Genomic DNA, 26101 nt, shown 5'->3' with positions numbered 1-26101 from the left:
CAAGTGGTACGGCAAGGTCGCGCAACGACGCCAGAATCATTTTGATAGTGCTTCCTAGTCGTTATTTCCAGCCACGATTCCCATGACTGCCATGCGCACGGCGATACCGAACGTGACCTGGTTCAGGATCACCGACTGCGGGCCGTCGGCCACGGCGGAGTCAATCTCCACGCCGCGGTTCATCGGACCCGGATGCATCACGATGGCGTCGGGCTTGGCCAGCGCCAGCCGTTCCGGCGTCAGGCCATACGCCATGAAGTACTCCTGCGCGGACGGCAGCAGCGCGCCGCTCATCCGCTCGTTCTGCAGGCGCAGCATGATCACCACATCCACGCCCTTCAGTCCCTCTTCCATGTTGTGGAAGACGCGCACCCCCATTTGCTCCAGCCCCGAGGGCAGCAGCGTACGGGGACCGATGGCTCGCACTTCAGGTACACCCAGGGTGGTCAGCGCGTGGATGTCAGAACGGGCCACGCGCGAGTGCAGGATGTCACCGACGATGGCAACCGTCAGGTTCGTGAAATCCTTCTTGAAGTGCCGGATGGTGTACATATCCAGCAGACCCTGCGTCGGGTGCGCATGGCGGCCGTCGCCGGCGTTGATCACGTGGACGTGTGGCGCCACGTGCTCGGCAATCAGGTACGGGGCGCCGGAACTGGCGTGGCGCACCACGAACATGTCCGCCGACATCGCCGACAGGTTGTTGATGGTGTCGAGCAACGATTCGCCCTTGCTCGTCGACGATGCGTTGATGTTCAGGTTCAGCACGTCCGCCGACAGCCGCTTGGCGGCGATCTCGAACGTGGTACGGGTCCGCGTCGAATTCTCGAAGAACAGGTTGAACACGCTCTTGCCGCGCAGCAGCGGCACCTTCTTGACCTCGCGGTCGGAATCCGACAGCGATACGAACTGGCTGGCGGTGTCGAGGATGTGCGTGATCATGTCACGCGACAACCCTTCGATCGACAACAAGTGCTTGAGCTCTCCGTTCTTGGTGAGCTGCGGGTTGCGGAACGTCTTGGTCATGGCAGGTGGGTCGGGCGCTGGATTCGGTCTAGGTATGGCTGGGGTGCTTGACGCGCAAGGGGCGGTGCCGGTTGACACCGGCTCGGCGCTCAGGTGCGCGCTTCAGTGGCGAAGGCAAAACGCATGGCGGCGCCCTCACCCTGGTGTGACAGCACCAGTGTCTTGTCTTGCGGCAGGTCCACAGTGGTGGCGGCAAACTCGGCAGCGAACGGCAACTCGCGGCCACCACGGTCCGCAAGCACCATCAACGCCACGCGGGCCGGGCGCCCGTAGTCGAACAGTTCGTTGACCGCGGCGCGGATCGTGCGGCCGGTGGCCAGTACGTCGTCGATCAGCAGGACGTTGCGATCCTGCACGTCGAATGGCAGCGTGGTCGATTGCGCCTGACTATGAAGACCCTTTTTCGCATAGTCATCGCGATGGAAGGCCACGTTGATCACGCCGTGGCCGCCCAGGTTCAGATCCGCAGCCAGACGCTCGGCAATCCAGGCGCCGCCAGAGTGGATGCCAGCCACCGACCAGCGCGCACGGTCGCTGGACGGCATCAGGGCCTGGGCCTGGTCGCGCAGCGCGTGGTACAGCGCCTCGGCGTCGGGAGTGGAGGTCTGGTTCATAGCGGGAGTTCGTCGAAATACTGTTGCAGGATGATCCGGGCAGCCTCGGCGTCCAGCGCACCGCGCTTGGCGCCCGCCATGGACGCCGCACGCGAGGAATAGCGCTCGTCCACCCATTCCACGGGCAGGTCGAAGCGGCCATTCAACTGATTACCGAAGCGGCGTGCAAGTCGCATCGAGGCCTGTTCGGCGTCATCGGCACCAGCATCGGGGTTGATCGGCAGGCCGACCACGAGGCGCACAGGCGTCCACTCGCGAATCAGCGCGCCAACTGCCTCGAAGCGGCCATCGACCGTGATATTGGGAAGGATGGTGAGGGCGCGTGCTTGCCGGGTGATGAAATTACCGAGCGCCACGCCGATTTTTTTCTCGCCGTAGTCGAACGCGAGCACCGTGCCGTCGTGGGGCGTCTCGCGCCCCGGCAACTCAGGCATGCCCTGCCTCGCCCGACAGCATCGCCACATCGATGCCCAGCAGGCGAACGGCCGCCGCAAAACGTTCCTCGGGCGGCACGCTGAAAATAATCTCTGGATCGGCCTGGACAGTCAGCCAGCCATTGCGGCTCAGTTCTTCTTCCAACTGCCCCGCGCCCCACCCGGCGTAACCGAGCGTCAGCAGGAAACGATGCGGACCGCTGCCATTGGCAACGGCTTCCAGCACATCCTTGGACGTCGTCATTTCGAGACCGCCGGGCACCGCCAACGACGACACATAGATGCCGACCGGATCATGCAGCACGAAGCCGCGCTCGGTCTGCACCGGGCCGCCGAAGTAGACCGGCTGGTGGGCAACAGGCTGGATTTCGAGCTTGAGATCGATCTTGTCGAACAGCGTCGCCATGTCGATATCGATCGGCCGGTTGATCACCAGCCCAAGCGCGCCGCGCTCGTTATGCTCGCAAAGGTAGACAACGGAACCCGAAAACGTCGGATCGGCCATGCCGGGCATGGCAATCAGGAACTGATTGGTGAGATTGATGTGAGCTTCGGGCGTCGCCATGGCTTGCATTCTACCAAATCAACGCCCGACTTCTGCGTAAATGTTCTGTGTCCGAACAACGCTTTCCGCACTTCGGCCAACTCGGAAACGGAAGCTCATCAACCCGCCGACGGCTTCAGCGCGGCCAGATCCTCGGCCGTCAGCCAGCGCCATTCGCCGGGCTTGAGCGCCGGGTCCAGGGCCAGATTGCCGATGTGGCTCCGGTGTAGCGCCGTCACATGATTGCCTGCGGCGGCCACCATGCGCTTGACCTGGTGATACTTGCCTTGCATCAACGTCAGGCGCAGCGTGCGTTCGCCGATGGCCTCGCAGGCATCGGCGGCAATCGGGGCTGGCTCGTCGTCCAGCTTGACGCCGGTGCGTAGTGCCTCGACCTGCTCGGGAGTGACCGGGTCGAATGTGGTCACTTCGTAGACCTTGGGCACCTGCTTCTTGGGCGAAGTCTGGGCATGGATGAACTGGCCGTCGTCGGTCAGCAGCAGCAGGCCCGTGGTGTCGTGATCGAGCCGCCCCACGGCCTGCACCTCACGCTGGCGCAACGGCACCGGCAGCAGGTTGTAGACGCTCGGATGGTGGCGCGGCTTCTGCGAGCACTCGTAGTCCGTGGGCTTGTTGAGCATCAGGTAAGCCTTGGTGCAAGCCAGCCATTCCTCGCCATCGACGGTCAGGCGCAGGCCATCCACGTCGAAGCGCGCGCCCGGGTCCTCGCACAGCTCGCCATTGACCTCCACCAGCCCGGCCTCCACGAGATCGCCACAATAGCGACGTGTGCCAAAGCCCTGGGATTGAAGGATGCGGTCGAGTGTGATGGCCATGGGAAAACTCTTCAAATACGGAATGACTGGTGGCTATGTTAGGTTACGGCGATGCCGAGATCACCTCAATCTTCCACTGACGCAGGCGCAGCCACCGGGCGCCTGCCGTACCGGATCGACCGGGATTATGACCGCGGACTGGTCTGGTTCCGGCGCGACCTGCGCGCCGACGACCATGCGGCGCTGCATTATGCCCTCAAGCACTGCCGCCAGGTATGGTGCGCCTTCGTTTTCGACCGCGAGATCCTGGACCCTTTGCTTGAACGCGGACTCCAGCAGGATCGTCGCGTCGAGTTCATCCTGCGGTCACTGGAACCGCTGCGCCAGACGCTGACCGAGGCCGGCGGCGGCCTGATCGTGCTCCATGACACAGCGCGCGAGGCCATCCCCAGCCTTGCCGCCGAACTCGGCATCGAGGTCGTCTTCGCCAACCACGACTACGAACCTGCTGCCAACGATCGCGATGCAGCAGTGCGCGAAGCGCTGGCCCGGGACGCGCGCCATCTGCTGACGTTCAAGGACCAGTGCATCTTCGAGGCCGACGAGATCCTGACCGGGCAAGGCAAGCCGTTCAGCGTGTTCACGCCGTACAAGAACGCGTGGCTCAAGGCCGTGCAGCCGTTCGACTTGCGGGAGTATCCGGTCGAACCATATGCGAAAGCGCTCGCGCCGGTGCCATCGGCCCATCGCCATGCCCTGCCTGCGCTGGCCTCGCTGGGTTTCGCGCCGACCAATCTTGCCGATATCGCCATGCCCACAGGCAGCGACGGCGCCCGGGCCTTGCTCGATGACTTCATGGGACGGATTGGCGACTACGGGCACCGGCGCGATTTCCCGGCGGTGCGTGGCCCAAGCTACCTGTCTGTTCACCTTCGCTTCGGCACGATCTCGATCCGCACGCTGGTGCGCGCCGCCCACGAAGCCGTGCGCGACGGTGGCGTGGCCAGCGCCGGCGCGGCCGTCTGGCTGTCCGAACTGATCTGGCGAGATTTCTATTTCATGGTCCTGCACCACCATCCGCGCGTGGCCGAAGGCAAGTGCTTCCATCCGGAATACGACGCGCTGCAGTGGGTGGATGCCGACACGACCCAGGAGTATCTCGACGCGTGGTGCCAGGGCCAGACTGGCTACCCGCTGGTGGATGCGGCCATGCTGCAGATCAACCAGAGCGGCTACATGCACAACCGCCTGCGCATGGTGGTGGCCAGTTTCCTCGTCAAGGACCTGGGCGTGGACTGGCGCGCGGGCGAGCAATACTTTGCCGATCAGCTCAACGATTTCGAGTTTTCATCGAACAACGGCGGCTGGCAATGGGCGGCCTCCACCGGCTGCGATGCCCAGCCCTATTTCCGTATCTTCAACCCGGTCACGCAATCGGAGAAGTTCGACCCGAAAGGCCAGTTCATTCGCAAGTATCTGCCGGTGCTGGCCGAGATGCCGGATCGATATGTGCATGCGCCGTGGACAGCGCCGGATGAGGTGCTGGCGGCTGCGGGGGTCCGGCTGGGCGAGAACTATCCGAGGCCCATCGTGCAGCACAGCGTGGCGCGGATGGAGACGCTGGAACGGTATGGGAAGGTGAAAGGGTCGAAGGTGCGGGAAGAGTGAAGAGTTTTCGCCGCCTCTCGGTTTTCTCCCCTCTCCCGCAAGCGGGAGAGGGGAGAAAACCAACAGCGGGAAAAGCGGCGATCAAGCCGCCAGCATCGCACTTTCCCGATAATGCTTCTGCGCTTCCTCGGGCCGTTCCGTTTCCTCGAACAACCGCGCCAACGCCAGATGCGCGCGCACGCAGATGCGGCGCTGGCTGTCGCGGTCGGCGTATTTCAGCGTACGTTCGAAGTTCGACTGTGCCTTGCCCCAGAGCTGTTCGCCCAGGCATAGCACCCCGAGCGTGTAGTAGAGATCGGCATCGTTGGGGTGATCGACGAGCCAGCGTTCGGCCTGCTGGATCTGCGGCAGCGCCTTGCCGGGCTCCGCGCAGTCGGCGTAGCGCTGCACAAGGCGGCTGTCCCAATTGACCTTGAGCGCTTCCTCGATGATGCGGCGCGCCTCGGTCTGACGGTTCAGCGCCGAGAAATAGCGTGCGGCCTGTTCGGCGATGCGCACCGCGTGACGTTCATCGGCCGACAGTGAGCGCCAGAAGTGATAGAGCGACTCAGCGTCATGGCGACGCTCTTCCAGCATCGCCTCCACGGCCATCTGCTTGAGCCGCAGCGCCAGCACCGGATGCAGCGCGTTGCGTTTCTCGAGCGAGCGCGCCAGCCGCAGCACTTCGGTCCAGTTCTTCAGATGCTGGTGCGCTCTCAGCGCGATGCGCTGCACGTGGATCTGGCGACCGCCCTTCTCCTGCAATTGAGCGATAGTCTCAAGCGCACCCTCGGCATCGCGTGCATCGACGAGCAGTTCGGCCATCGACACCAGCCGGGCCTGCTCCCGATCAGGATCGGTCACTTGCGCCATCCAGGCATCGCGGCGCCCCGATTCCTGCATCCGGTGCGCGGCACGCGCGCCCACGAGCGCGGCGGTCTGCGCCTGCTCCGGCCAGACCTGAGCTTCCTTGGCAGCCCGTTCGGCTCGCGCGAAGCGCCCCGCGAACAGGTTTTCGATGGATTCGCGCAGCGCGGCCTGGGCCTTGCTCATGCGGCTGCGTTCGCGATAGGCCGCGGCACGGCGCGGCATCTCGGCGAGATGTCGGAACGCCGACATGATCGTCCAGATAACAAAGAAGACCAGCAGCAGCAGCGCCAGTGTCAGGTTCAACGACATTTCCACCCGGTACGGCGGGTAGAACAGCACCACGTTGCTCTGATTGAACTGCGTGAACAGCGCCAGTCCCACCGCGCCGCCAAATAGGACAGCTACCCAGAAAAGCAGTCGCATGCGGCTACTCCTTTTTCAGGGCGCGCAGCGCGCTGAGGCTTTCGGCCATCGTCGGCAGCGACACGGTGACGGCGCTGGCCTGCGACTGCTTGAGCAGCGTCAGCACGCCCTGCACACGGCGCGAGCGCGTATCGAAATAGCGCCCGATCATCGCCTGGGCAGCCGCCAGGTCATTGCGGAACACGGGCTCGTTACGCGAGAGCAGCGCCAGCCGCGCATTGAGCAGGCGCAGCTTGACGTTCTCGCGCAGGAACCAGCCCTGGTCGCCCGACAGCAGCAAGGCGTTGGTATCGTCCACCTTGCGCACGCGGATCACGTGACCCAGTTCGGACACGATGTAGTCCCACGTACGCGTCAGCACATTGCCGGCCGGGGCAGCCGTACTGGCGGCAGGCGCCGAGGCACCCTTCGCCGCGTGGCGGCCTTCGCCCGGCGTGCGGTCGAGCATCTGTTCGCCGGACAGCAGCGGCAATGCATCGATCTGGTTGATCGATTCGTCGAGCTTGATCGCGGCGCCAGTCAGGTCGGTATCGGGCACGGCCTTCATCCGCGCAATGTCGCGGGCGATGGCGCGGCGCAGTTGGTTGTACTGCGGCTTGTCGGAACGCGCCAGGCGGGCATCAGCGCTCTGCAGCGCCGCCAGTGCCACCTGGACATTGCCGGTGAGCTGGAGCTGCTGGCCGGCATTGGTCAGCAACTGCTGGATTTCCGCGATTTCCCAGTCGTCGCGATTGCGCATCAGGTCCTGGTAGACCTGCTCCAGCGCGGCCTGCTTGTCACGCGCTTCCACGACCTGTCCGTCGAGCGCGCCGACCTTCGCCTGCAACTCCTTGACGATGTCCTGCGCGTTCTTCGAGAGCACGCGCGTTTCCTGCACCATCGCGTCGTTGCTTTGCTGGCGCCGGGCGAGTTCCGTGGTCAGGTGTTCGACCCGCATCTGGAGCCACCAGAAGCCGGCGGCGATGGCAATCACAAGTAGCGCCGCCACCGGCCACCACGGCGATATCCGGCGGGAAGCCCCGGGCGCTGCGTGCGGCGGATTCATCGAATGGGCGGCTGCACCCGCCGCACCCGTCGCACTGGTCGATTGCGAGGATGCAGACGATGCGGCATGGCTGGACGAGGAGGACGTAGTGTCTGGCGTCACGCGTTCGGCCTTCGTTGTCGTGGATCTGGGCGATCCGGTTGATTCGTGGGTTGCGGCAGATGCCGGCTCTGCCGTCGACACCGCGCTTGCCGCGGTCTGCACAGGCGGCGTCGCCACCGGCGTGGCCGGCCCTGCATGGGCATTGCTCCATTGCGTACAGGCGGCCAGCAGTCCGGCATCGCCGGGTCCGGCAGGCAGCACGTGCGCAAAGCCGAGTGTCAGGGCTTGCGTGGCAATTCTCGCATGGGGCGCAATGCACTGCACCTGCTTCAGGCGCTCGTATTCCTGAGGCGACAGGTGCAACCGCGCCAGCGCGTCGAGGTTGCGCACCGCTTCGGAACTGGTCAGCAACCAGGCGTAGGGGGGCGCGGCGGGCTTGAGGCTGTCGCGCACCGCCTGCCACTGCATGGTGGTGGGCTCGGGCAGCGTGCGGCTATAGGCTTCCACGGCATCCACCGTGGCGCCCGCTTCGCGCAGGCGGTCGCCAAGCCAATCGCGGCCGCCGTTGCCCCGGATGATCAGGACACGCCGGCCCGAGAAGGCACCTGGCGTGGTGTCGAGTTCGGACCACAGCGCCTCGGAATCGAAGCGCGGCACTTCGGGGGACTGCTCGGGACTGGCCTGAGCGCCGGCCGGCGCGATCACCCGATACGTTGGCGCCGTCACGCCGCGCTCGGCCAGCGCGGTCACGCTCGATGGCCCCACCACGGCCACGGGCACAGCAACCGGCCATTGCGCGGCGCCAGTGGTGCCTTGCACCTGTGCGAGCGCATCGAACGCGAACGACACTGCGTTCGGGCTCACGAACACCACCAGCGCGTACTCGGCCAGCCGGGCCAGCACATCGCGCATGGCAGTGTCATCCGCAACAGGGCCGATCGCCAACAGCGGAAAACCCAGTACATCCAGACCGGCGGCTTGCAGCGCTTCGGTCAATTGCCGGGACTGCCCGGCAGGTCGCGTCACGACGACGGTCGGGCGAGGCATCGGGGCGTCCTCAGGCAGGTCCGGCCGTGGCGAGCGAAGCCAGCACGGCGTCGGCACCCTGGGCGAGCAGGTCTCCGGCCACGGCGGTGCCGAGGGCCTCTGCGGCCTGCACCGAATTCACCGGACCCGTGGCATGGGCACGCACGCTGCGCGTGCCATCGGGCAAGGCCACGAATGCATCGAGTTGCAGGATGTCGTCGTGCCAGCGCGCATGGGCGGCCAGCGGCACCTGGCACGACCCACCCAGCCGACGCGACACGGCGCGCTCGGCGGAAACGGCCAGCAACGTCGAGGAGTGATTGAGGGGGGCAAGCCATTCGGCCAATTCGGGCCGGTTCGAGCAGATCTCGATGCCCAGCGCACCTTGTCCAGCCGCGGGCAACGAACTGTCTTGCCCGATCAGCGCGCGAATGCGGTCGCCCATGCCCAGCCGCTTCAGGCCAGCGGCGGCGAGAATGATCGCGCTGTATTCGCCACGGTCGAGCTTGCCCAGGCGGGTATCGAGGTTGCCGCGCAGCGGCTTGATGACCAGATGCGGGTAGCGGCTGCGCAACGCGGCTTCGCGGCGCAGGCTCGACGTGCCGACCACCGTGCCCGGAGGCATATCGTCGAGCGAAGCGTATTCGGCGGACACCAGTGCGTCGCGCGGATCCTCGCGCTCCATCACGGCTGTCAAGGCAAACCCTTCGGGCAACTCCATCGGCACATCCTTGAGGGAATGCACGGCCAGGTCGGCACGCCCTTCGGCCATCGCGACTTCCAGCTCCTTCACGAACAGGCCCTTGCCGCCAACTTTCGACAGTGTCCTATCGAGAATTTGATCACCCCGTGTCGTCATTCCCAGAATGGACACATCGCACGAGGGATAGTATTGTTGCAACGCAGCACGCACATGTTCCGCCTGCCACATCGCCAGTCTGCTTTCACGCGACGCGATCACGAGGCGGGACGGCGCGCTACGATCTGTGGCGGCAGCGGACGAAGAAGACGCGGAGGCCGCAGACGGCGATTGTGCGGACGGTTGGACGGGAGTTTGGGCGGGTGCTTGCATGCGCGCATGTTAGCACGCACCCTATCCTCTTCCGGCACCCGGGAAGAGGACGAAACGTACCTGTCTTGTGCCGAATACATATATCTATAAACGCAGTGATACGAGGAGATAGTTTCATGACGCAGCCTGCTGCGCGCCCTACCGGCCGATCCCGTTCCACCGGCCGCAAGTCAGTTACGCCAGCCTCAGGCCAGCATGACGCGAAAGACACCACGCCGGGCGCCCCCGCGAAATCTACGAACACCCCCGCCCGCAAGGCATCCGCCCGGCCCAGGCTCACCGTGGTGACGCCCGAAGGGACCACCACGGCTCCCCCCGCCCGCCGCGCCGCCGACAAGGACCTGCCGCTGCGCGACGACATCCGCTTCCTCGGCCGCCTGCTGGGCGATGCCGTGCGTGAACAGGAAGGCGATGCCGCGTTCGAACTCGTCGAGACGATCCGCCAGACCGCCGTGCGGTTCCGCCGCGAAAACGACCGTGCCGCCGGGGCCGAGCTGGACCGCCTGCTGAAACGCCTGTCGCGCGATCAGACCAATTCGGTCGTCCGCGCCTTCAGCTACTTCTCGCACCTCGCCAATATCGCCGAGGACCAGCACCACAACCGCCGCCGACGCGTGCATGCGCTGGCGGGCTCGCCGGCCCAGCCGGGCAGCCTGGCCCGTGCGCTGGAAGCCATTGATGCCGCCGGTGTGACCGGCAAGCAGTTGCGCGACTTCCTCGACAACTCGCTGATCATGCCGGTGCTGACCGCGCACCCGACCGAAGTGCAGCGCAAGTCGATCCTGGACGCCGAGCGCGAGATTGCGCGCCTGCTGGCCGAGCGCGACCTGCCGATGACCGCGCGCGAACGCGATCACAACACGGCGCAACTGCGTGCGCGCGTGACTACGCTCTGGCAGACCCGGATGCTGCGCAATACGCGACTGATGGTCGTGGACGAAATCGAGAACGCGCTGTCCTACTACCGCACCACGTTCCTCCACGGCATTCCGCGCCTGATGGCAGAACTGGAGGAAGACATCGCGACCGTATTCCCGCGCAAGAGCAAGGCAGGTACCATGCCCGCGCCGCTGGCGCCGTTCCTGCAGATGGGTTCCTGGATCGGCGGCGACCGCGACGGCAATCCGAACGTGACCGCCGAAACGCTGGAGTACGCCTCGCGCCAGCAGTCCACGCTGATCATGCAGTGGTATCTCGACGAGGTCCACGCACTGGGCGCGGAACTGCCGCTGTCCTCGCTGATGGTCGATGCCAGCCCCGAGCTGCTCGCACTGGCCGAGGCGTCGCCCGACCATTCCGAGCATCGTGCCGACGAGCCGTATCGCCGCGCACTGATCGGCATCTATGCGCGCCTGGCCGCGACCACGACAAGCCTGACCGGCCACGAGGCCCAGCGCCACCCGGTGGCCGATGTGGCCCCGTACGACAACGCGGAGGCCTTCGCCGCCGATGTGCAGATCGTGGTCGATTCGCTGCGCTCGCACCACGGGGAATCGCTGGCTCGCGGTCGCATCGACGCGCTGGTGCGCGCCATCGCCATCTTCGGCTTCCATCTGGCATCGGTGGACATGCGCCAGGTGTCGGACGTGCATGAGGCCGTGATCGCCGAGCTGTTCCAGGCCGCCGGCATCGCGAATGATTACGCTGCACTGTCAGAGGAAAAGAAGCTGGAACTGCTGCTGGCCGAGCTGCGCCAGCCGCGCCTGCTCACGTTGCCTTGGCACGACTATTCCGAGCAGACCCGCAGCGAACTGGCCATTTTCCGCATGGCCCGTGACCTGCGTGCCCGTTATGGCAACCGCGTGGCGCGCAACTACATCATCTCGCACACCGAAACGCTGTCCGATCTCGTCGAGGTCATGCTGCTGCAGAAGGAAGCCGGCATGCTGCGCGGCACGCTGGGCAGCAAGACCGATCCGGCGCGCATGGAGCTGATGGTCATCCCGCTGTTCGAAACCATCGAGGACTTGCGCAACGCCGCCGGCATCATGGAATCGCTGCTGGACCTGCCGGGCTTCGATTCGGTGATCAAGCATCATGGCGTCGAGCAGGAAGTGATGCTCGGCTATTCGGATTCGAACAAGGACGGTGGCTTCCTCACTTCGAACTGGGAACTCTACAAGGCCGAACTCGCGCTGGTGAAGTTGTTCGAGGAACGCCGCGTCAAGCTGCGCCTGTTCCACGGCCGCGGCGGCACGGTGGGTCGCGGCGGCGGCCCGACGTACGAAGCCATCCTGTCGCAGCCGCCGGGCACCGTGAACGGCCAGATCCGCCTGACCGAGCAAGGCGAAATCATCAACAGCAAGTTCGCCAATGCCGAGATCGGCCGGCGAAATCTGGAAACCGTGATCGCGGCCACGCTGGAAGCCTCGCTGCTGCCCACGCAGAACGCGCCAGCGGGACTGGAAGGCTTCGAGGCCATCATGCAGCAGTTGTCGGACCGCGCGTTCACGAGCTACCGGCACCTGGTCTACGACACCCCGGGCTTCAAGGATTACTTCTTCGCCACGACGCCGATCACGGAAATCGCCGACCTGAACCTCGGTTCACGACCGGCCTCGCGCAAGCTGATGGACAAGAAACACCGCAAGATCGAAGATCTGCGTGCGATTCCCTGGGGCTTTTCGTGGGGCCAGTGCCGTCTGCTGCTGCCGGGCTGGTTCGGCTTCGGCAGCGCGGTGCAATCCCTGCTGAACGATGCTCCGGACGAGAAGGCCCGCAAGGCCGTCATCGCCACGCTCAAGCGCATGGTCAAGACATGGCCGTTCTTCCGCACGCTGCTGTCGAACATGGACATGGTGCTGGCCAAGACCGACCTGGCCGTGGCCTCGCGCTACGCCGGGCTGTGCGAAGACGCCGCGTTGCGCAAGACGGTGTTCTCGCGCATCAGCGCCGAGTGGCACCTGACCTGCGACATGCTGGCCCTGATCACGGGCCGTGCGGAGCGGCTGGCGGAGAATCCGCTGCTGGCCCGGTCGATCAAGAACCGCTTCGCGTACCTCGATCCACTGAACCACTTGCAGGTGGAACTGCTCAAGCGCTACCGCGCCGGCAAGGACGCCGACGATGTGCGCGTGCGGCGCGGGATTCACTTGACGATCAACGGGGTGGCGGCTGGGTTGCGGAATAGCGGTTAAATGAGCCTGCTTCGACGCATGGGTGCTCCCCTCTCCCGCACGGCGGGAGAGGGGTCGGGGGAGAGGGCGCGGCGGTTCAAATTGGCATCTATCGCATCTTGAGCCACCTGCCCTCTCCCCCTGCCCCTCTCCCGCTCGCGGGAGAGGGGAGCAAACCACCGGGATTCGGGGCGTCTCAAGCGATATAATCGCCGTTTCCGATTTTCCGCCCTGCCCCTGTCATGACTTCCCAACTTGCCAAGAAAGGCGAAGCCTGGTCCGCCCGCTTCTCCGAACCGATGTCCGACCTGGTGAAGCGCTACACCGCTTCGGTCTTCTTCGACAAGCGCCTGGCGCTGTTCGACATCCAGGGCTCGCTGGCCCACGCGGCCATGCTGGCAAAGCAGGGCATCATCGCCGAGGCCGACCGCGCCGAGATCGAGCGGGGCATGACGCAGATCCGTGGCGAGATCGAGGGTGGCCAGTTTGAATGGAAGCTGGACCTCGAAGACGTCCACCTCAATATCGAAGCGCGCCTGACCGCGCTGGTCGGTGACGCCGGCAAGCGCCTGCACACGGGCCGCTCGCGTAACGACCAGGTGGCCACGGACATCCGCCTGTGGCTGCGCAGCGAAATCGACAACATCATCGGCCTGCTGGGCGACCTGCGCGGCGCGCTGATGGATCTGGCGGACAAGAACGCCGACACGATCCTGCCGGGCTTCACCCACCTGCAGGTGGCGCAGCCGGTCACGTTCGGTCACCACCTGATGGCCTACGTGGAAATGTTCACGCGCGATGCCGAGCGCATGGCCGATTGCCGCCGCCGCGTGAACCGCCTGCCGCTGGGCGCGGCTGCTCTGGCTGGCACGAGCTACCCGATCGACCGCGAATTCGTGGCCCAGCAACTGGGCTTTGACGGCGTCTGCCGCAACTCGCTGGACGCCGTGTCCGACCGTGACTTCGCGATCGAATTCGTCGCCGCCGCTTCGCTGGTGATGACGCACATCTCGCGCTTCTCTGAAGAACTGGTGATCTGGATGAGCCCGCGTGTTGGCTTCATCGACATTGCCGACCGCTTCTGCACGGGCAGCTCGATCATGCCGCAGAAGAAAAACCCCGACGTGCCCGAACTGGCGCGCGGCAAGACCGGCCGCGTGTTCGGCCACCTGAGCGGCCTGCTGGTGCTGATGAAGGGCCAGCCGCTGGCGTACAACAAGGACAACCAGGAAGACAAGGAACCGCTGTTCGATACGGTGGACACCATCGTCGACACGCTGCGGATCTTCGCTGACATGGTGCCGGGTATCAGCGTCAAGCCGGACGCCATGCGCGCTGCCGCGCTGCAGGGCTACGCTACCGCCACCGACCTGGCCGATTACCTGGTCAAGCGCGGCCTGCCCTTCCGTGATGCCCACGAAGCCGTGGCCCACGCCGTGCGCGCGTGCGACGACCGCCGCTGCGATCTGGCCGACCTGACCGTGGCCGAACTGCGCGACGTGTCCGGGCTGGGCGACAAGGCCGCGCTGATCGGCGACGACGTGCATACCGTACTGACGCTGGAAGGCTCGGTCGCCTCGCGCAACCACATCGGCGGCACCGCGCCCGATCAGGTACGCGCCGCCATCGCTGCCGCACGCAAGACGCTGTAAGTTTCCCGTAAGACTGCGTCGTAAAAAAGCCGCTGCGCCGAAAGGCCAGCGGCTTTTTTGTATCTGGAATCCCCCACTGACTGTCTCCCCTTTCCCGCTTGCGGGAGAGGGGCTACGGGTGAGGGCAGGCGGTGGATGCACGATATAACGCAATTTGAACCGCCGGGCCCTCACCCCCAGCCCCTCTCCCACGTTGTGAGAGAGGGGAGCAAACCCAGCATGCACCAACCCTTCTAGGACAATCCCCTAGCCCCCACATAATTTGTTACAGATAAACTGACCGCCGCATTAGAAAAGGGGGAGACACCCATGAATTACTTGCTTGGTCTGTCACGACAGATCGACAGGTTGAACCAGCACACGGGCAGGCTTGCAAACATCATGATCCTGCTGTCGTGCCTGGTCAGCGCAGGGAACGCCCTGCTGCGGTACGGCTTCAACCTGAGCGACAACTGGCCGCTCGAACTCCAGTGGTACATGTTCGCCATCGCCGTGATGTTTGGCGCGTCGTACACGTTCCAGCGCAATGAACACGTTCGCGTGGACCTGATCTACGGCAACGTGTCCGAGCGCGCGCAGCACTGGATCGACATCTTCGGCATCCTCGTTTTCCTGCTGCCGTCCACGATTCTGTTCACGTGGCTGTCGTGGGAATCGCTGTTCCTGCCTTCGTGGCGCATTCTCGAACAGTCGGGTAACTCGGGCGGCCTGCCCCGGTATCCGATCAAGCTCGTGGTGCCCCTCGGCTTTGCCCTGCTCACGCTGCAAGGTATCTCCGAACTGATCAAGCGCTTCGCCGCCCTGCAGGGCCTGGTGCGCATCGAATCAAAATACGAAAGGCCGGTGCAATAATGATTCCGTTGGAATATATGCCGCCGCTGATGTTCGGCGGCCTGGTGGTATTCATGCTGATCGGGTTTCCGGTCGCATTCTCGCTCTCCGCGGTAGGCCTGGCCTTTGGCTTCCTGGCCATCGAATGGGGCTACTTCCCGATGCAGTTCCTGCAGGCCGTGCCGAGCCGCGTGTTCGGCAGCGTGCTGGGCAACGAGTTGCTACTGGCGATCCCGTTCTTCACCTTCATGGGCGCCATCCTGGAGAAATGCGGGCTGGCCGAGGACATGCTCGACTCCATGGGCCAGTTGTTCGGCCCCGTGCGCGGCGGGCTGGGCTATTCGGTGATCATCGTCGGCTTCATCCTTGGCGCGATTACCGGCACGGTGGCCGCGCAGGTGATTGCCATGGCGATGATCTCGCTGCCCGTGATGATGCGCTACCGGTACAACATGAAGTACGCCACCGGCGTGCTGGCTGCATCGGGAACGATCACGCAGCTGGTGCCGCCGTCACTGGTGCTCGTGGTGCTGGCCGACCAGCTCAAGACGCCGATGGGCAGCGCCGACGTGGGCAGCATGTACCTGGGCGCCTGGGGTCCGTCGGTCGTGCAGATCGCATTGTTCGCGCTCTACACCTTCGTCCTCACCCGCATCAAGCCCGACTGGCTGCCGCCCGTTCCCGCCGAAGCGCGCACGCTGCGTGGCTGGGCGCTGTGGGCCAAGTGCCTGCGCGGCATCATCCCGTGCGCGGTGCTGATCTTCCTGGTGCTCGGCACGATCATGCTCGGCATTGCCACGCCGACCGAATCCGGTGCGATGGGCGCCGTCGGCGCGCTGGTGCTGGCCGTGATCCGCGACAAGGGTTTCAACAAGATCGACCGCAACATCTACCGCATCGGGATTGCCGCCACCGTCGTGGCCGCAGCCGTGGGCGTGTTCGCGTTTGGCTCGCATGCCTTCCGCATTCCGCTGGCGGTGGCTTACCTGGTGGTGCTGTGGCTGCTGATCCGCGCCGGACAGTTGACCGAACTGCGCCTGCTGATCGTCGACGCTTACCAGTCCACGGCACGTATCACCGCCATGGTGGTGTTCATCCTGATCGGCTCCACCTGCTTCTCGGTGGTGTTCCAGGGCGTGGATGGTGGCGCGTGGGTCGAACACCTGTTCACTTCGTTGCCGGGCGGATGGATTGGCTTCCTCATCGTCGTCAATCTGTTCATTTTCTTCCTGGCATTCTTCCTCGACTTCTTCGAAATCGCGTTCATCGTGGTGCCGATGCTGGCCCCGGTGGCCGTCAAGGTGCTGACACCGGTCGTGCTCGATTCGATGGGCGGCAACCCCGAAGCTGCGGCGACTGCCGCGCTGGTCTGGTTCGGCGTGATGCTGTGCGTGAACATGCAGACCTCGTTCATGCACCCGCCGTTCGGCTTCGCGCTGTTCTACCTGCGCGGCATCGCACCCAAGGAAGTGAAGAGCTCGGACATCTACTGGGGCGCGCTCCCGTGGGTGGGCCTGCAGATGGTCATGGTGCTGCTAGTGATGTTCTGGCCGGGCATGGTCACCGGGCTGCTCGACAAGGGATCGCTGAAACACAGCAATTCGGCGGAGGTGAGTATCCCGCTTGGCGGGCAGGAAGCTGACAAGCCCGGAGGGGCAGCTTCCACGCCGGGGACGCTGGAGCTACCGGGGGCTGGCGAGTCCAGCGAGCCGGCGGCGCCACAGTTCCAGTTCGAGAAGAGCAAGTAGGTCAATGGTGCAGTTGGTCGGCTGTTGATGCTCCGGCCCTCTCCCCCGGCCCCTCTCCCGCAAGCGGGAGAGGGGAGCGAAACCAAAGGCATACAAAAACCCCCGCACCTTTCGGTAGCGGGGGTTTTTCTTTTTAACAGCGAAACGCTTACTGCTTCACGCAATCCACGAAATAAGCCTTCACGCCATCGACCTCATCCTCCACCAGCCCGTGGATGTCCGTTTCGAAGCCCGGGAACAGCTTGTTGAACTCGCGGGCGAATCGCAGGTACTGGACGATGATGCGGTTAAAGCGCTCGCCCGGGATCAGCAGCGGGATGCCCGGCGGGTACGGCGTCAGCAGGATGGCGGTGACGCGGCCTTCCAGTTCGTCCACGGGCACGCGCTCGATTTCGCGGTGCGCCATCATTGCCCAGGCATCCGACGGCTTCATCGCCGGTTCCATGTCCGACAGGTACATCTCGGTGGTCACGCGTGCCACGTCGTTCGCCTTGTAGACGCTGTGGATTGCGTCGCACAGATCGCGCAGGCCCATGCGCTCGTACTGCGGGTACTTGCCGACGAATTCCGGCAGCACGCGCCACAGCGGCTGGTTCTGGTCGTAGTCGTCCTTGAACTGCTGCAGTTCGGTCACCAGCGAGTTCCAGCGGCCCTTGGTAATGCCGATCGTGAACATGATGAAGAACGAGTAAAGACCCGTCTTCTCGATGATGATGCCGTGCTCGGCCAGATACTTGGTCACGATGGCGGCCGGGATGCCGCGCTCGCTGAACTCGCCGTCCACGTCCAGGCCCGGGGTGATGATCGTGGCCTTGATCGGGTCCAGCAGGTTGAACCCATCGGCCAGGTCGCCGAAGCCGTGCCAGCGCTCGTTGGCCTTGAGCATCCACTCGTCGCGGTCGGGGATGCCGTCTTCGTTCAGCGTATCCGGACCCCAGACCTTGAACCACCAGTCGCCGTTGTTATCGACGTCGTAGTCCGCTTCCACCTTGCGCACGGCGCGGCGGAAGTCCAGCGCTTCCTGAATGCTTTCCTCCACCAGTGCCGTGCCGCCCGGGGCTTCCATCATCGCCGCCGCCACGTCGCACGAGGCAATGATCGAATACTGCGGGCTCGTCGAGGTGTGCATCAGGTACGCCTCGTTGAAGCGATACCGGTCCAGCTTGCGTGTCTCGGAGTCCTGCACCAGGATCTGCGATGCCTGCGACAGCCCGGCCAGCAGCTTGTGCGTGGACTGCGTGGCGAACACCAGCGCGTCCTTGCTGCGCGGACGATCGCGGCCAATCGCGTGCATGTCGCGGTAGAACTCGTGGAACGCGGCGTGCGGCAGCCACGCTTCGTCAAAGTGCAGCGTGTCGATCTCGGACGCCAGCATTTCCTTGATCTGCTCGGCGTTGTACAGCACGCCGTCGTACGTACCCTGCGTGATCGTCAGGATGCGCGGCTTCTGGTTCTTCGCCTTGCTGGCGAACGGGTGCGCGGCGATCTTGCGGCGGATCGTCTCGGGATCGAACTCGCTCTTGGGGATCGGGCCGATGATGCCGTAGTGGTTGCGAGTGGGCATCAGGAACACCGGGATCGCGCCGGTCATCATGATCGCGTGCAGGATCGACTTGTGGCAGTTGCGGTCCACCACCACGATGTCGCCCGGCGCCACGTTGGCGTGCCACACCATCTTGTTCGACGTCGACGTACCGTTCGTCACGAAGAACATATGGTCCGAATTGAAGATGCGCGCGGCATTGCGCTCAGATGCTGCCACCGGACCCGTGTGGTCGAGCAGCTGGCCCAGTTCTTCCACGGCGTTGCAGACGTCCGCGCGCAGCATGTTCTCGCCAAAGAACTGATGGAACACCTGGCCCACCGGGCTCTTCAGGAATGCCACGCCACCCGAGTGCCCCGGGCAATGCCACGAGTACGAGCTGTCCTGCGCGTAGTCAATCAGTGCCTTGAAGAACGGCGGCGCCAGCGTGTCGAGATAGACCTTGGCTTCGCGGATGATGTGTCGCGCCACGAATTCGGGGGTGTCCTCGAACATGTGGATGAAGCCGTGCAGCTCGCGCAGGATGTCGTTCGGGATGTGACGGGACGTGCGCGTCTCGCCATACAGGAAGATCGGCAGGTCGGTATTGCGGCGGCGGACTTCGGACACGAACGCGCGCAGCTTCTCGATGGCTGCGGCTTCGGGCTGGTCGTCGGCCCGCACGAACTCGTCGTCGTCGATCGACACGATGAACGTGGAAGCCCGGCTGGACTGCTGTGCGAACGACGTCAGGTCGCCGTAACTCGTCAGGCCCATCACCTCCATGCCTTCGCGTTCGATGGCTTCGGCCAGTGCGCGAATACCCGAGCCCGAAATGTTCTCGGAACGGAAGTCTTCATCGATGATGATGACGGGGAAGCGGAATTTCATCGGAAATCCTTGGGTGTTGAGCGTACTTGGAAAGAACTGAGCCACATGGCCGGCGGAAGTTTCCCGCAGCGGCGACATGTGGCTCATTCGTCAGGTCTGGCGCCGTACCGGTTCATGGCCGGTGGCACCCCCGGCGTGGATGAGACGCCGGCATTCTAGTTCGGGAAGATGACAGGTGTGTCAGGTCTTCGGCAGGGTGACGCCGTGCTGGCCCTGGTACTTGCCGCCACGGTCCTTGTACGAGGTCTCGCAGACTTCGTCGGACTCGAAGAACAGCACCTGCGCGCAACCCTCGCCCGCGTAGATCTTGGCGGGCAGCGGCGTGGTGTTCGAGAACTCCAGCGTCACGTAGCCTTCCCACTCGGGTTCGAACGGCGTCACGTTGACGATGATGCCGCAGCGCGCGTACGTGCTCTTGCCCAGGCAGATCGTCAGCACGCTGCGCGGAATGCGGAAGTACTCCATCGTCCGGGCCAGCGCGAACGAGTTCGGCGGGATGATGCAGACGTCGCCCTTGAAGTCCACGAACGACTTCTCGTCGAAGTTCTTCGGATCGACGATCGTGCTGTTGATATTGGTGAAGATCTTGAATTCGTTGGCGCAGCGGATGTCGTAGCCGTAGCTTGACGTGCCGTAGGAAACGATCTTGCGTCCGTCCGATTCCCGTACCTGGCCGGGCTCGAACGGTTCGATCATGCCTTGCTGCTCCGCCATGCGGCGGATCCACTTGTCGGATTTGATACTCATAAGGGCGTGGCAGGATGGACGGACGGCAGGCCCGCCAATCGGGGCGCCGCATGCGATTTGGGGCGCATTGTACAACCATATTGCCGGCGGACTCCCCCTCTTGCCGCAAGCCGGCAAAAGGGGGCCATGCATCGATCAGCTACCTGTCAGCTTGCCGCGATCACACCGCAGGCGATCCGGCCGCCCGCGTTACCCGTAGGCTGCGTGCGATAGTCGTCCGGGTCCTTGTGGACGATCACGGCCTTGCCGACTACGCTGTTTGCACCAGGCGCCACGGTGACGGCAGGCATCAGGAACTGCACGCGGGCATTACCGCTGGCATCCGCCGTCAGGTTGTTCATGTCGCCAGCGTGGTGGTCGCCGCCGCCGGTCATCTGGCCGTGCGGCTTGCCGCCCGGGTTGAAGTGGCCGCCCGCGCTCATGCCATCCGGGGCCGAGCAGTCCCCCTTCTCATGGACGTGGAAGCCATGCACGCTACCCGGCGCCAGGCCGGTTACCAGCACGCCCACGAGCACGCCACCCGATTGCTGGTCGAAGGTCACGCGGCCCGCCGTGTTGGTGCCACTCTTGGCCGCCAGCGTGGCCGCCGCCTTGGTGGAGCCGCCACCGGACGCCGAAGCTGCCATGGCGGACGGCGCAGCCGTGGCCGCCGTCGCGCTCTTGTCCGACCCCGCGCAGCCCGCCATCGCGATGGCCGACGCGCCGATTGCCAGTCCAAACAGTACCCGTTTCATGCCGCTTCCTCCCTTGGTGTGTTCGCGTTGTATTTTCGCGTGGTATGCCGTGTGGATTGTAGGTCAGGTGATCGCGACGGCAATGTCGGACAATGCCCGATTCTCAAGTGTTCTGGACCACGATGCTGGGGAACTTGTTGGTCATGTCGCGCGCCTTGTCGGCCACCTTGATTGCCACCTTGCGCGCCACCTCGCGGTAGATCTCCGCGATCTGCCCGTCGGGTTCGGCCACCACGGTCGGCCGGCCCGAATCGGCCTGCTCGCGAATCGAAAGGTTCAGCGGCAGGCTGCCCAGCACGTCAACGTGGTAGTCGGTGCTCATCTTGGCCGCGCCGCCAGCGCCGAAGATATGCTCGGTATGGCCGCAGTTCGGGCAGCAGTAGACCGCCATGTTCTCGACGATGCCGAGGATGGGGATGCCGACTTTCTCGAACATTTTCAGACCCTTGCGCGCGTCCAGCAGCGCGATGTCCTGCGGTGTCGTCACGATCACGGCGCCCGTGACCGGCACCTTCTGCGACAGCGTCAGCTGGATGTCGCCGGTGCCCGGCGGCATGTCGACGATCAGGTAATCCAGGTCCGACCAGTTAGTCTGGCGCAGCAGTTGTTCCAGCGCCGAGGTCACCATCGGGCCGCGCCACACCATGGGATTGTCTTGGTCGATCAGGAACCCGATCGAGTTGGCCTGCAGGCCGTGGCCCTCCAGCGGCTGCATGGTCTGGCCATCCGATGACTCGGGGCGACCACTGATGCCCAGCATCATCGGCAGGCTCGGGCCGTAAATATCGGCGTCGAGCATGCCCACACGTGCGCCCTCGGACGCCAGGGCCAGCGCCAGGTTCACGGCCGTAGTGGACTTGCCCACCCCGCCCTTGCCGGATGCCACTGCAATCACATTGCGTACGCCGGGCAGCAGCTTCACGCCACGCTGCACGGCATGCGCGACGATTTTCATCGAGACCGCCACGCTGACATTGGCCACGCCAGGCAAGGCGCGGACGGCATCGATGACCTTCTGGCGGATCAGTTCGAACTGGCTGCGGCCCGGATAGCCAAGTTCGACTTCCACGGAGACATTGCCGCCGTCGACCCGCACATTACGCGCCGAGCGCGTGGAGACGAGATCCTTGCCCGTATTGGGATCAATGACGGTGCGCAGGGTTTCGGTTACCTGTTCAGTGGTGAGGCTCAAGTCGGACTCCGCTCTGGATGGGGATTGGGAATATTCTGAAAATGTGGGGGTAATGTATCAGGCGGCGCCACACCTTGCCCGATGTGGGGGATTACAGACATTTACATCTCTCACACTCTGTGTCTTGTGCCCCTACCGCCATCTGCCTATTGTAGTGCGCCAACTTGCAGCGGCCGCCCGAAGGACAGCGATAGCGGCCGGCGTGAACGCCGGGTATCGGACGCCGTCCGATACCGCTACATGCGCGTTTTCAAACACAATGTTGAAACTTGTTTGCAGCGGGTCCGGCGCATGGCGCCAGGCAGTACCATGCGGCATGCTGTTGGCAGAACATTTACGGGAATTTCCAGAAGGAGAACGCATGAACTTCAAGCTCGTTACCGTTTCGATCGTGGCTGCTGCCGCACTGGCCGGCTGTGCTACCGAACAAGGCACCAATACCGCTGTCGGCACCGGCGTGGGCGCGGCAGTGGGCGCCGGCCTTGGCAACCTGATCGGCGGCAACACCACCGGCACGCTGGTCGGCGCGGCCGTAGGTGGGGCAGTGGGCGGTGCCACCGGTTACAACTGGAACGCGATCCGCGGCAAACTGAACAAGGATACGGCCGGAACCGGCACCACGATCACCGAGCAGCCCGATGGCTCGCTCAAGGTGAACATCCCGAGCCAGGTGACTTTCGATACCGATAGCGCGACGATCAAGCCGTCGTTCCGCGCGGTGCTCGACCAGGTGTCCCAGACGCTGGGCCAGCACCAGGACGTGGTGGCCAATGTCGTGGGCCATACCGACAGTACCGGCAACCCGAGCTACAACATGCAGTTGTCCCAGCGCCGCGCGCAGAGCGTGGCCGCCTATCTGGGCGATCGCGGCGTGGCGCGCAACCGCCTGACCGCCGAAGGCCGGGGCCAGACGCAGCCGGTTGCAGACAATTCCACGGAGCAGGGACGCGCCCAGAATCGCCGAGTCGAAATTTTCTTGAAACCAATTTCTGGGTAAGCAGTCATAGAGTTCAGGTACCGCTTGCCACCGTTGCTGGCTCGCGATGGGTGGCTGACCTCCCGGGCGGTGCCTGATTTCTCCTCCTTTTCCGTTGTGGAAAGCTGCGCCGGTGTCTAACCGGCGCTTTTTTTTGGCTTTTTCAAAGTGAATTCACGGTGATCGGCGCCGATTTCGCTCCCTAACGCCCCCATTTCGCGGTCATTTCGCCGACATTGCGGCCAGTTCCACCCCGGAACAGGCACGTCTCCCCCGCAGTTGCTAAAATAGCCGGTTCCTTCGTCCCGCTCTCCGCAGGACACGCATTCCCACCCCTCTGAACGGCTTTTTCATGACCGCACGCCGCATCCTCGTTACTTCTGCCCTGCCGTACGCCAACGGCCAGATTCACATCGGCCACCTGGTGGAGTACATCCAGACCGACATCTGGGTGCGTTTCCAGCGAATGATGGGCAACGAGGTCTATTACGTGGGCGCCGACGATACCCACGGCACGCCGGTCATGCTGCGCGCGGAAAAGGAAGGCATCACGCCGAAGCAGTTGATCGACCGCGTCTGGACCGAACACAAGCGCGATTTCGACAGCTTCCTGGTCTCCTTCGACAACTACTACAGCACGGACGCCGAAGAAAACCGTGAACTCTGCGAGAAGATTTACCTGTCGCTGAAAGACAAGGATCTGATCGCCGAGCGCGATGTCGAGCAGTTCTACGACCCGGTCAAGGAAATGTTCCTGCCGGACCGCTTCATCAAGGGCGAATGCCCAAAGTGCCACGCCAAGGACCAGTACGGCGATTCGTGTGAAGTTTGCGGCACGACGTATGTGCCCACTGACCTGAAGAACCCGTATTCCGTGGTGTCGGGCGCCACGCCGGTGCGCAAGTCGTCGACGCACTTCTTCTTCCGCCTGTCCGATCCGCGCTGCGAGACGTTCCTGCGCGAGTGGGTGGCCGACCTGGCCCAGCCCGAAGCCAGCAACAAGATGCAGGAGTGGCTGGGCGCCGAAGGCGAAGCCTCGACGCTGTCCGACTGGGACATCTCGCGCGATGCGCCGTACTTCGGCTTCGAGATCCCGGGCGCGCCGGGCAAGTACTTCTATGTCTGGCTCGATGCCCCGATCGGCTACTACGCGAGCTTCAAGAACCTGGCGACCAAGCGCGGCATCGACTTCGACGCCTGGGTCGGCCCGCACTCCACCGCCGAGCAGTACCACTTCATCGGCAAGGACATCCTGTACTTCCACACGCTGTTCTGGCCGGCCATGCTCAAGTTCTCGGGCTACCGCACACCGACCAACGTGTTCGCTCACGGCTTCCTGACCGTCGATGGCGCCAAGATGAGCAAGTCGCGCGGCACGTTCATCACCGCGCAAAGCTATATCGACACCGGCATGAACCCGGAGTGGCTGCGTTACTACTTCGCCGCCAAGCTCAACGCGAGCATGGAAGACCTGGACCTGAACCTGGACGACTTCGTCGCCCGCGTGAACAGCGATCTGATCGGCAAGTACGTGAACATCGCCAGCCGTGCAGCGGGCTTCCTGGTCAAGCGTTTCGACGGCAAGGTCAATGAGGCCGCTCTGGCCAATCCGCTGCTGGAGCAACTGCGCCAGGCCGCCCCGCAGGTGGCTGCGTACTACGAAGGCCGCGAATACAGCAAGGCGCTGCGCCTGGTGATGGAACTGACCGACGCCGTGAACGCGTTCGTCGATACCAACAAGCCGTGGGAACTGGCCAAGGATGAGACAAAGCGCGATGCCCTGCACGCGGCCTGTTCGGTCTCGCTCGAAGCCTTCCGCCTGCTGACCGTCTACCTGAAGCCCGTGGTGCCGGAGATGGCTGCTGGCGTGGAGCGCTTCCTGAACGTGGAATCGATGGACTGGCGTGCCATCGACACGCAACTGTCGGCGGATCGTCCGGTGCAGCCTTACCAGCATCTGATGACGCGCGTCGATACCAAGCAGATCGACGCCCTGCTGGCCGCCAACCGCGATTCGCTGCAAGCTGCCGCGGCCCCCGCTGCTGCACCGGCTGAAGCCGCCATCGAACCGATCGCCGACACGATCACGATCGACGACTTCGTGAAGATCGACCTGCGCGTAGCGAAGATCGTCGATTGCGTGAAGGTGGAAGGCTCGACCAAGCTGCTGCAACTGACGCTGGATGTTGGCGAAGGCAAGACGCGCAACGTGTTCTCGGGCATCCAGTCGGCCTACACGCCAGAACAGCTCAAGGGCAAGCTCACCGTGGTGGTCGCCAACCTGGCGCCGCGCAAGATGAAGTTCGGGATGTCGGAAGGGATGGTGCTGGCAGCGTCGGCAGCAGACGAGAAGGCGAATCCGGGGCTGTGGATTCTGGAACCGCACAGTGGCGCGGTGCCGGGGATGCGGATTCGGTAAGTCACAGAATCGATCCCGCACGATGTCTTGCTCCCCTCTCCCACAACGTGGGAGAGGGGTTGGGGGTGAGGGTATTGCGGTTCAAATTGCGACCTGTCGTTGCTTGAACTGCCTGCCCTCACCCCCGCCCCTCTCCCGCAAGCGGGAGAGGGGAGAAAACAATGGGTAGGGGAGTAAAACTCAGCCCCCCTGCCTCCGCGACGGATCATCACTCCGCGACGTCGTACTCACCGTGCCGTCCGGGTTGAAATGCACGTTGAAGAACGCGCGGTCGATGCTCGTTTCCATCCAGCGGTAGCCCCACACCTCTTCCTGCTTCAGGCGGAACGCCTCGACCTTGGTCGGCTTGCCCAGTAGCCGACGGATCTGGTCCTTGTTCATGCCGGGCCGCACCTTGGCGAAATTCTCGGCGGTCAGTACCTGCTCGATCGAGCGCACCGTGCCATCGGCATTGGTGGTGACCATCCACGTCGTAGTGCCTTCGGGGCCGCGCGGATATTCCAGGCGGCGGCCGCCGTCCGGTTCCTCCCACACGATCTCGGGCTTGCCGGCCTGACGGCGGATATCGTCCTCGGTGGACTTGCCGATCTCGATGCCCTTGAACAACTGGCTGTCAGGCTTCACGCTGTTCCACGTGTTCCGGGCCACGTCACCGGCTTTCTTCATCGTCTCGTCCACCTTCTGCTGGTCGCAACCGAACAGGGCAAGCACGCTCGCAATCAGTCCCATGGCGGTAAGGCGTCGCGCGGACGCA

At 64.1% G+C, this 26101-nt stretch carries 20 protein-coding genes; 7 read left to right on the top strand and 13 right to left on the bottom strand.

Annotated features, from left to right (window positions below; all coding sequences use genetic code 11):
• Positions 1 to 54 precede the first annotated feature (54 nt).
• The 5 genes from ABDB81_RS00575 to ABDB81_RS00555 all read right to left on the bottom strand — a co-directional run bounded on the left by ABDB81_RS00575 (position 55) and on the right by ABDB81_RS00555 (position 3454).
• The gene (locus ABDB81_RS00575) at positions 55 to 1026 is read right to left on the bottom strand and encodes an aspartate carbamoyltransferase catalytic subunit (protein WP_137927262.1); all 972 of its coding nucleotides are present in this window, start codon (positions 1024 to 1026) and stop codon (positions 55 to 57) included.
• An 89-nt stretch (positions 1027 to 1115) separates the two neighbouring features.
• On the bottom strand, positions 1116 to 1640 hold the full coding sequence (pyrR, locus tag ABDB81_RS00570; protein ID WP_160472881.1) for a bifunctional pyr operon transcriptional regulator/uracil phosphoribosyltransferase PyrR: 525 nt from the start codon (positions 1638 to 1640) through the stop codon (positions 1116 to 1118).
• Entirely contained in the window at positions 1637 to 2074 is a 438-nt protein-coding gene (gene ruvX / locus ABDB81_RS00565) for a Holliday junction resolvase RuvX (protein ID WP_346809313.1), read from the bottom strand. The genes pyrR and ruvX overlap by 4 nt, the downstream gene beginning before the upstream one ends.
• Positions 2067 to 2639, bottom strand: coding sequence for a YqgE/AlgH family protein (locus tag ABDB81_RS00560; protein WP_137927265.1), 573 nt, complete (start codon positions 2637 to 2639; stop codon positions 2067 to 2069). The genes ruvX and ABDB81_RS00560 overlap by 8 nt, the downstream gene beginning before the upstream one ends.
• Before the next feature lie 98 nt (positions 2640 to 2737).
• A complete protein-coding gene (locus ABDB81_RS00555) occupies positions 2738 to 3454 on the bottom strand; it encodes a 16S rRNA pseudouridine(516) synthase (RefSeq protein ID WP_137927266.1) in 717 nt (238 codons plus the stop codon).
• Positions 3455 to 3505: 51 nt separating this feature from the next.
• Between ABDB81_RS00555 and ABDB81_RS00550 the strand changes: the two genes are divergently transcribed.
• Positions 3506 to 5062 (top strand): deoxyribodipyrimidine photo-lyase, encoded by a 1557-nt coding sequence (locus ABDB81_RS00550; RefSeq protein WP_346809311.1) that lies wholly within the window; start codon positions 3506 to 3508, stop codon positions 5060 to 5062.
• Between the two features lie 81 nt (positions 5063 to 5143).
• On the opposite strand, the gene ABDB81_RS00545 is transcribed toward ABDB81_RS00550, so the two are convergent.
• Genes ABDB81_RS00545 through hemC form a run of 3 tightly spaced genes read right to left on the bottom strand, consistent with a single transcriptional unit; the run spans position 5144 to position 9519 of the window.
• Complete coding sequence (locus ABDB81_RS00545) at positions 5144 to 6334, bottom strand: heme biosynthesis protein HemY (RefSeq protein ID WP_137927268.1); 1191 nt, start codon at positions 6332 to 6334, stop codon at positions 5144 to 5146.
• A gap of 4 nt (positions 6335 to 6338) precedes the next feature.
• On the bottom strand, positions 6339 to 8468 hold the full coding sequence (hemDX, locus tag ABDB81_RS00540) for a fused uroporphyrinogen-III synthase HemD/membrane protein HemX (protein WP_346809308.1): 2130 nt from the start codon (positions 8466 to 8468) through the stop codon (positions 6339 to 6341).
• A 10-nt stretch (positions 8469 to 8478) separates the two neighbouring features.
• Positions 8479 to 9519 carry a hydroxymethylbilane synthase gene (gene hemC, locus ABDB81_RS00535; protein WP_346809306.1) on the bottom strand — a complete coding sequence of 347 codons (1041 nt, stop codon included), beginning with the start codon at positions 9517 to 9519 and terminating at the stop codon, positions 8479 to 8481.
• Between the two features lie 116 nt (positions 9520 to 9635).
• Between hemC and ppc the strand changes: the two genes are divergently transcribed.
• The 4 genes from ppc to ABDB81_RS00515 all read left to right on the top strand — a co-directional run bounded on the left by ppc (position 9636) and on the right by ABDB81_RS00515 (position 16866).
• Positions 9636 to 12656 carry a phosphoenolpyruvate carboxylase gene (gene ppc / locus ABDB81_RS00530; RefSeq protein WP_346809304.1) on the top strand — a complete coding sequence of 1007 codons (3021 nt, stop codon included), beginning with the start codon at positions 9636 to 9638 and terminating at the stop codon, positions 12654 to 12656.
• 221 nt (positions 12657 to 12877) lie between these two features.
• Positions 12878 to 14287 (top strand): argininosuccinate lyase, encoded by a 1410-nt coding sequence (gene argH, locus ABDB81_RS00525; protein ID WP_346809303.1) that lies wholly within the window; start codon positions 12878 to 12880, stop codon positions 14285 to 14287.
• 309 nt (positions 14288 to 14596) lie between these two features.
• Complete coding sequence (locus ABDB81_RS00520; RefSeq protein WP_160472886.1) at positions 14597 to 15139, top strand: TRAP transporter small permease subunit; 543 nt, start codon at positions 14597 to 14599, stop codon at positions 15137 to 15139.
• Positions 15139 to 16866, top strand: coding sequence for a TRAP transporter large permease subunit (locus ABDB81_RS00515; RefSeq protein ID WP_137926949.1), 1728 nt, complete (start codon positions 15139 to 15141; stop codon positions 16864 to 16866). The genes ABDB81_RS00520 and ABDB81_RS00515 overlap by 1 nt, the downstream gene beginning before the upstream one ends.
• A gap of 148 nt (positions 16867 to 17014) precedes the next feature.
• On the opposite strand, the gene ABDB81_RS00510 is transcribed toward ABDB81_RS00515, so the two are convergent.
• The 4 genes from ABDB81_RS00510 to apbC all read right to left on the bottom strand — a co-directional run bounded on the left by ABDB81_RS00510 (position 17015) and on the right by apbC (position 21952).
• Positions 17015 to 19279 (bottom strand): arginine/lysine/ornithine decarboxylase, encoded by a 2265-nt coding sequence (locus ABDB81_RS00510; RefSeq protein WP_137926948.1) that lies wholly within the window; start codon positions 19277 to 19279, stop codon positions 17015 to 17017.
• A 180-nt stretch (positions 19280 to 19459) separates the two neighbouring features.
• A complete protein-coding gene (dcd, locus tag ABDB81_RS00505; RefSeq protein ID WP_137926947.1) occupies positions 19460 to 20026 on the bottom strand; it encodes a dCTP deaminase in 567 nt (188 codons plus the stop codon).
• 146 nt (positions 20027 to 20172) lie between these two features.
• The gene (locus ABDB81_RS00500) at positions 20173 to 20760 is read right to left on the bottom strand and encodes a superoxide dismutase family protein (protein WP_137926946.1); all 588 of its coding nucleotides are present in this window, start codon (positions 20758 to 20760) and stop codon (positions 20173 to 20175) included.
• A gap of 103 nt (positions 20761 to 20863) precedes the next feature.
• Positions 20864 to 21952, bottom strand: a complete 1089-nt coding sequence (apbC, locus tag ABDB81_RS00495; RefSeq protein ID WP_160472888.1) for an iron-sulfur cluster carrier protein ApbC — start codon at positions 21950 to 21952, stop codon at positions 20864 to 20866.
• A gap of 361 nt (positions 21953 to 22313) precedes the next feature.
• On the opposite strand from apbC, the gene ABDB81_RS00490 reads away from it, so the two are divergent.
• Positions 22314 to 22949, top strand: coding sequence for an OmpA family protein (locus ABDB81_RS00490; protein WP_346809301.1), 636 nt, complete (start codon positions 22314 to 22316; stop codon positions 22947 to 22949).
• A 331-nt stretch (positions 22950 to 23280) separates the two neighbouring features.
• Positions 23281 to 25347 (top strand): methionine--tRNA ligase, encoded by a 2067-nt coding sequence (gene metG / locus ABDB81_RS00485; protein WP_346809300.1) that lies wholly within the window; start codon positions 23281 to 23283, stop codon positions 25345 to 25347.
• A 180-nt stretch (positions 25348 to 25527) separates the two neighbouring features.
• Here metG and bamE read toward each other — a convergent pair whose 3' ends face one another.
• The gene (gene bamE / locus ABDB81_RS00480; RefSeq protein ID WP_137926953.1) at positions 25528 to 26076 is read right to left on the bottom strand and encodes an outer membrane protein assembly factor BamE; all 549 of its coding nucleotides are present in this window, start codon (positions 26074 to 26076) and stop codon (positions 25528 to 25530) included.
• Positions 26077 to 26101: the final 25 nt, after the last annotated feature.

It is taken from the genome of Cupriavidus sp. DL-D2, from assembly GCF_039710735.1.
Lineage (GTDB): Bacteria > Pseudomonadota > Gammaproteobacteria > Burkholderiales > Burkholderiaceae > Cupriavidus.
This window is presented reverse-complemented; position numbering and strand designations above follow the sequence as displayed.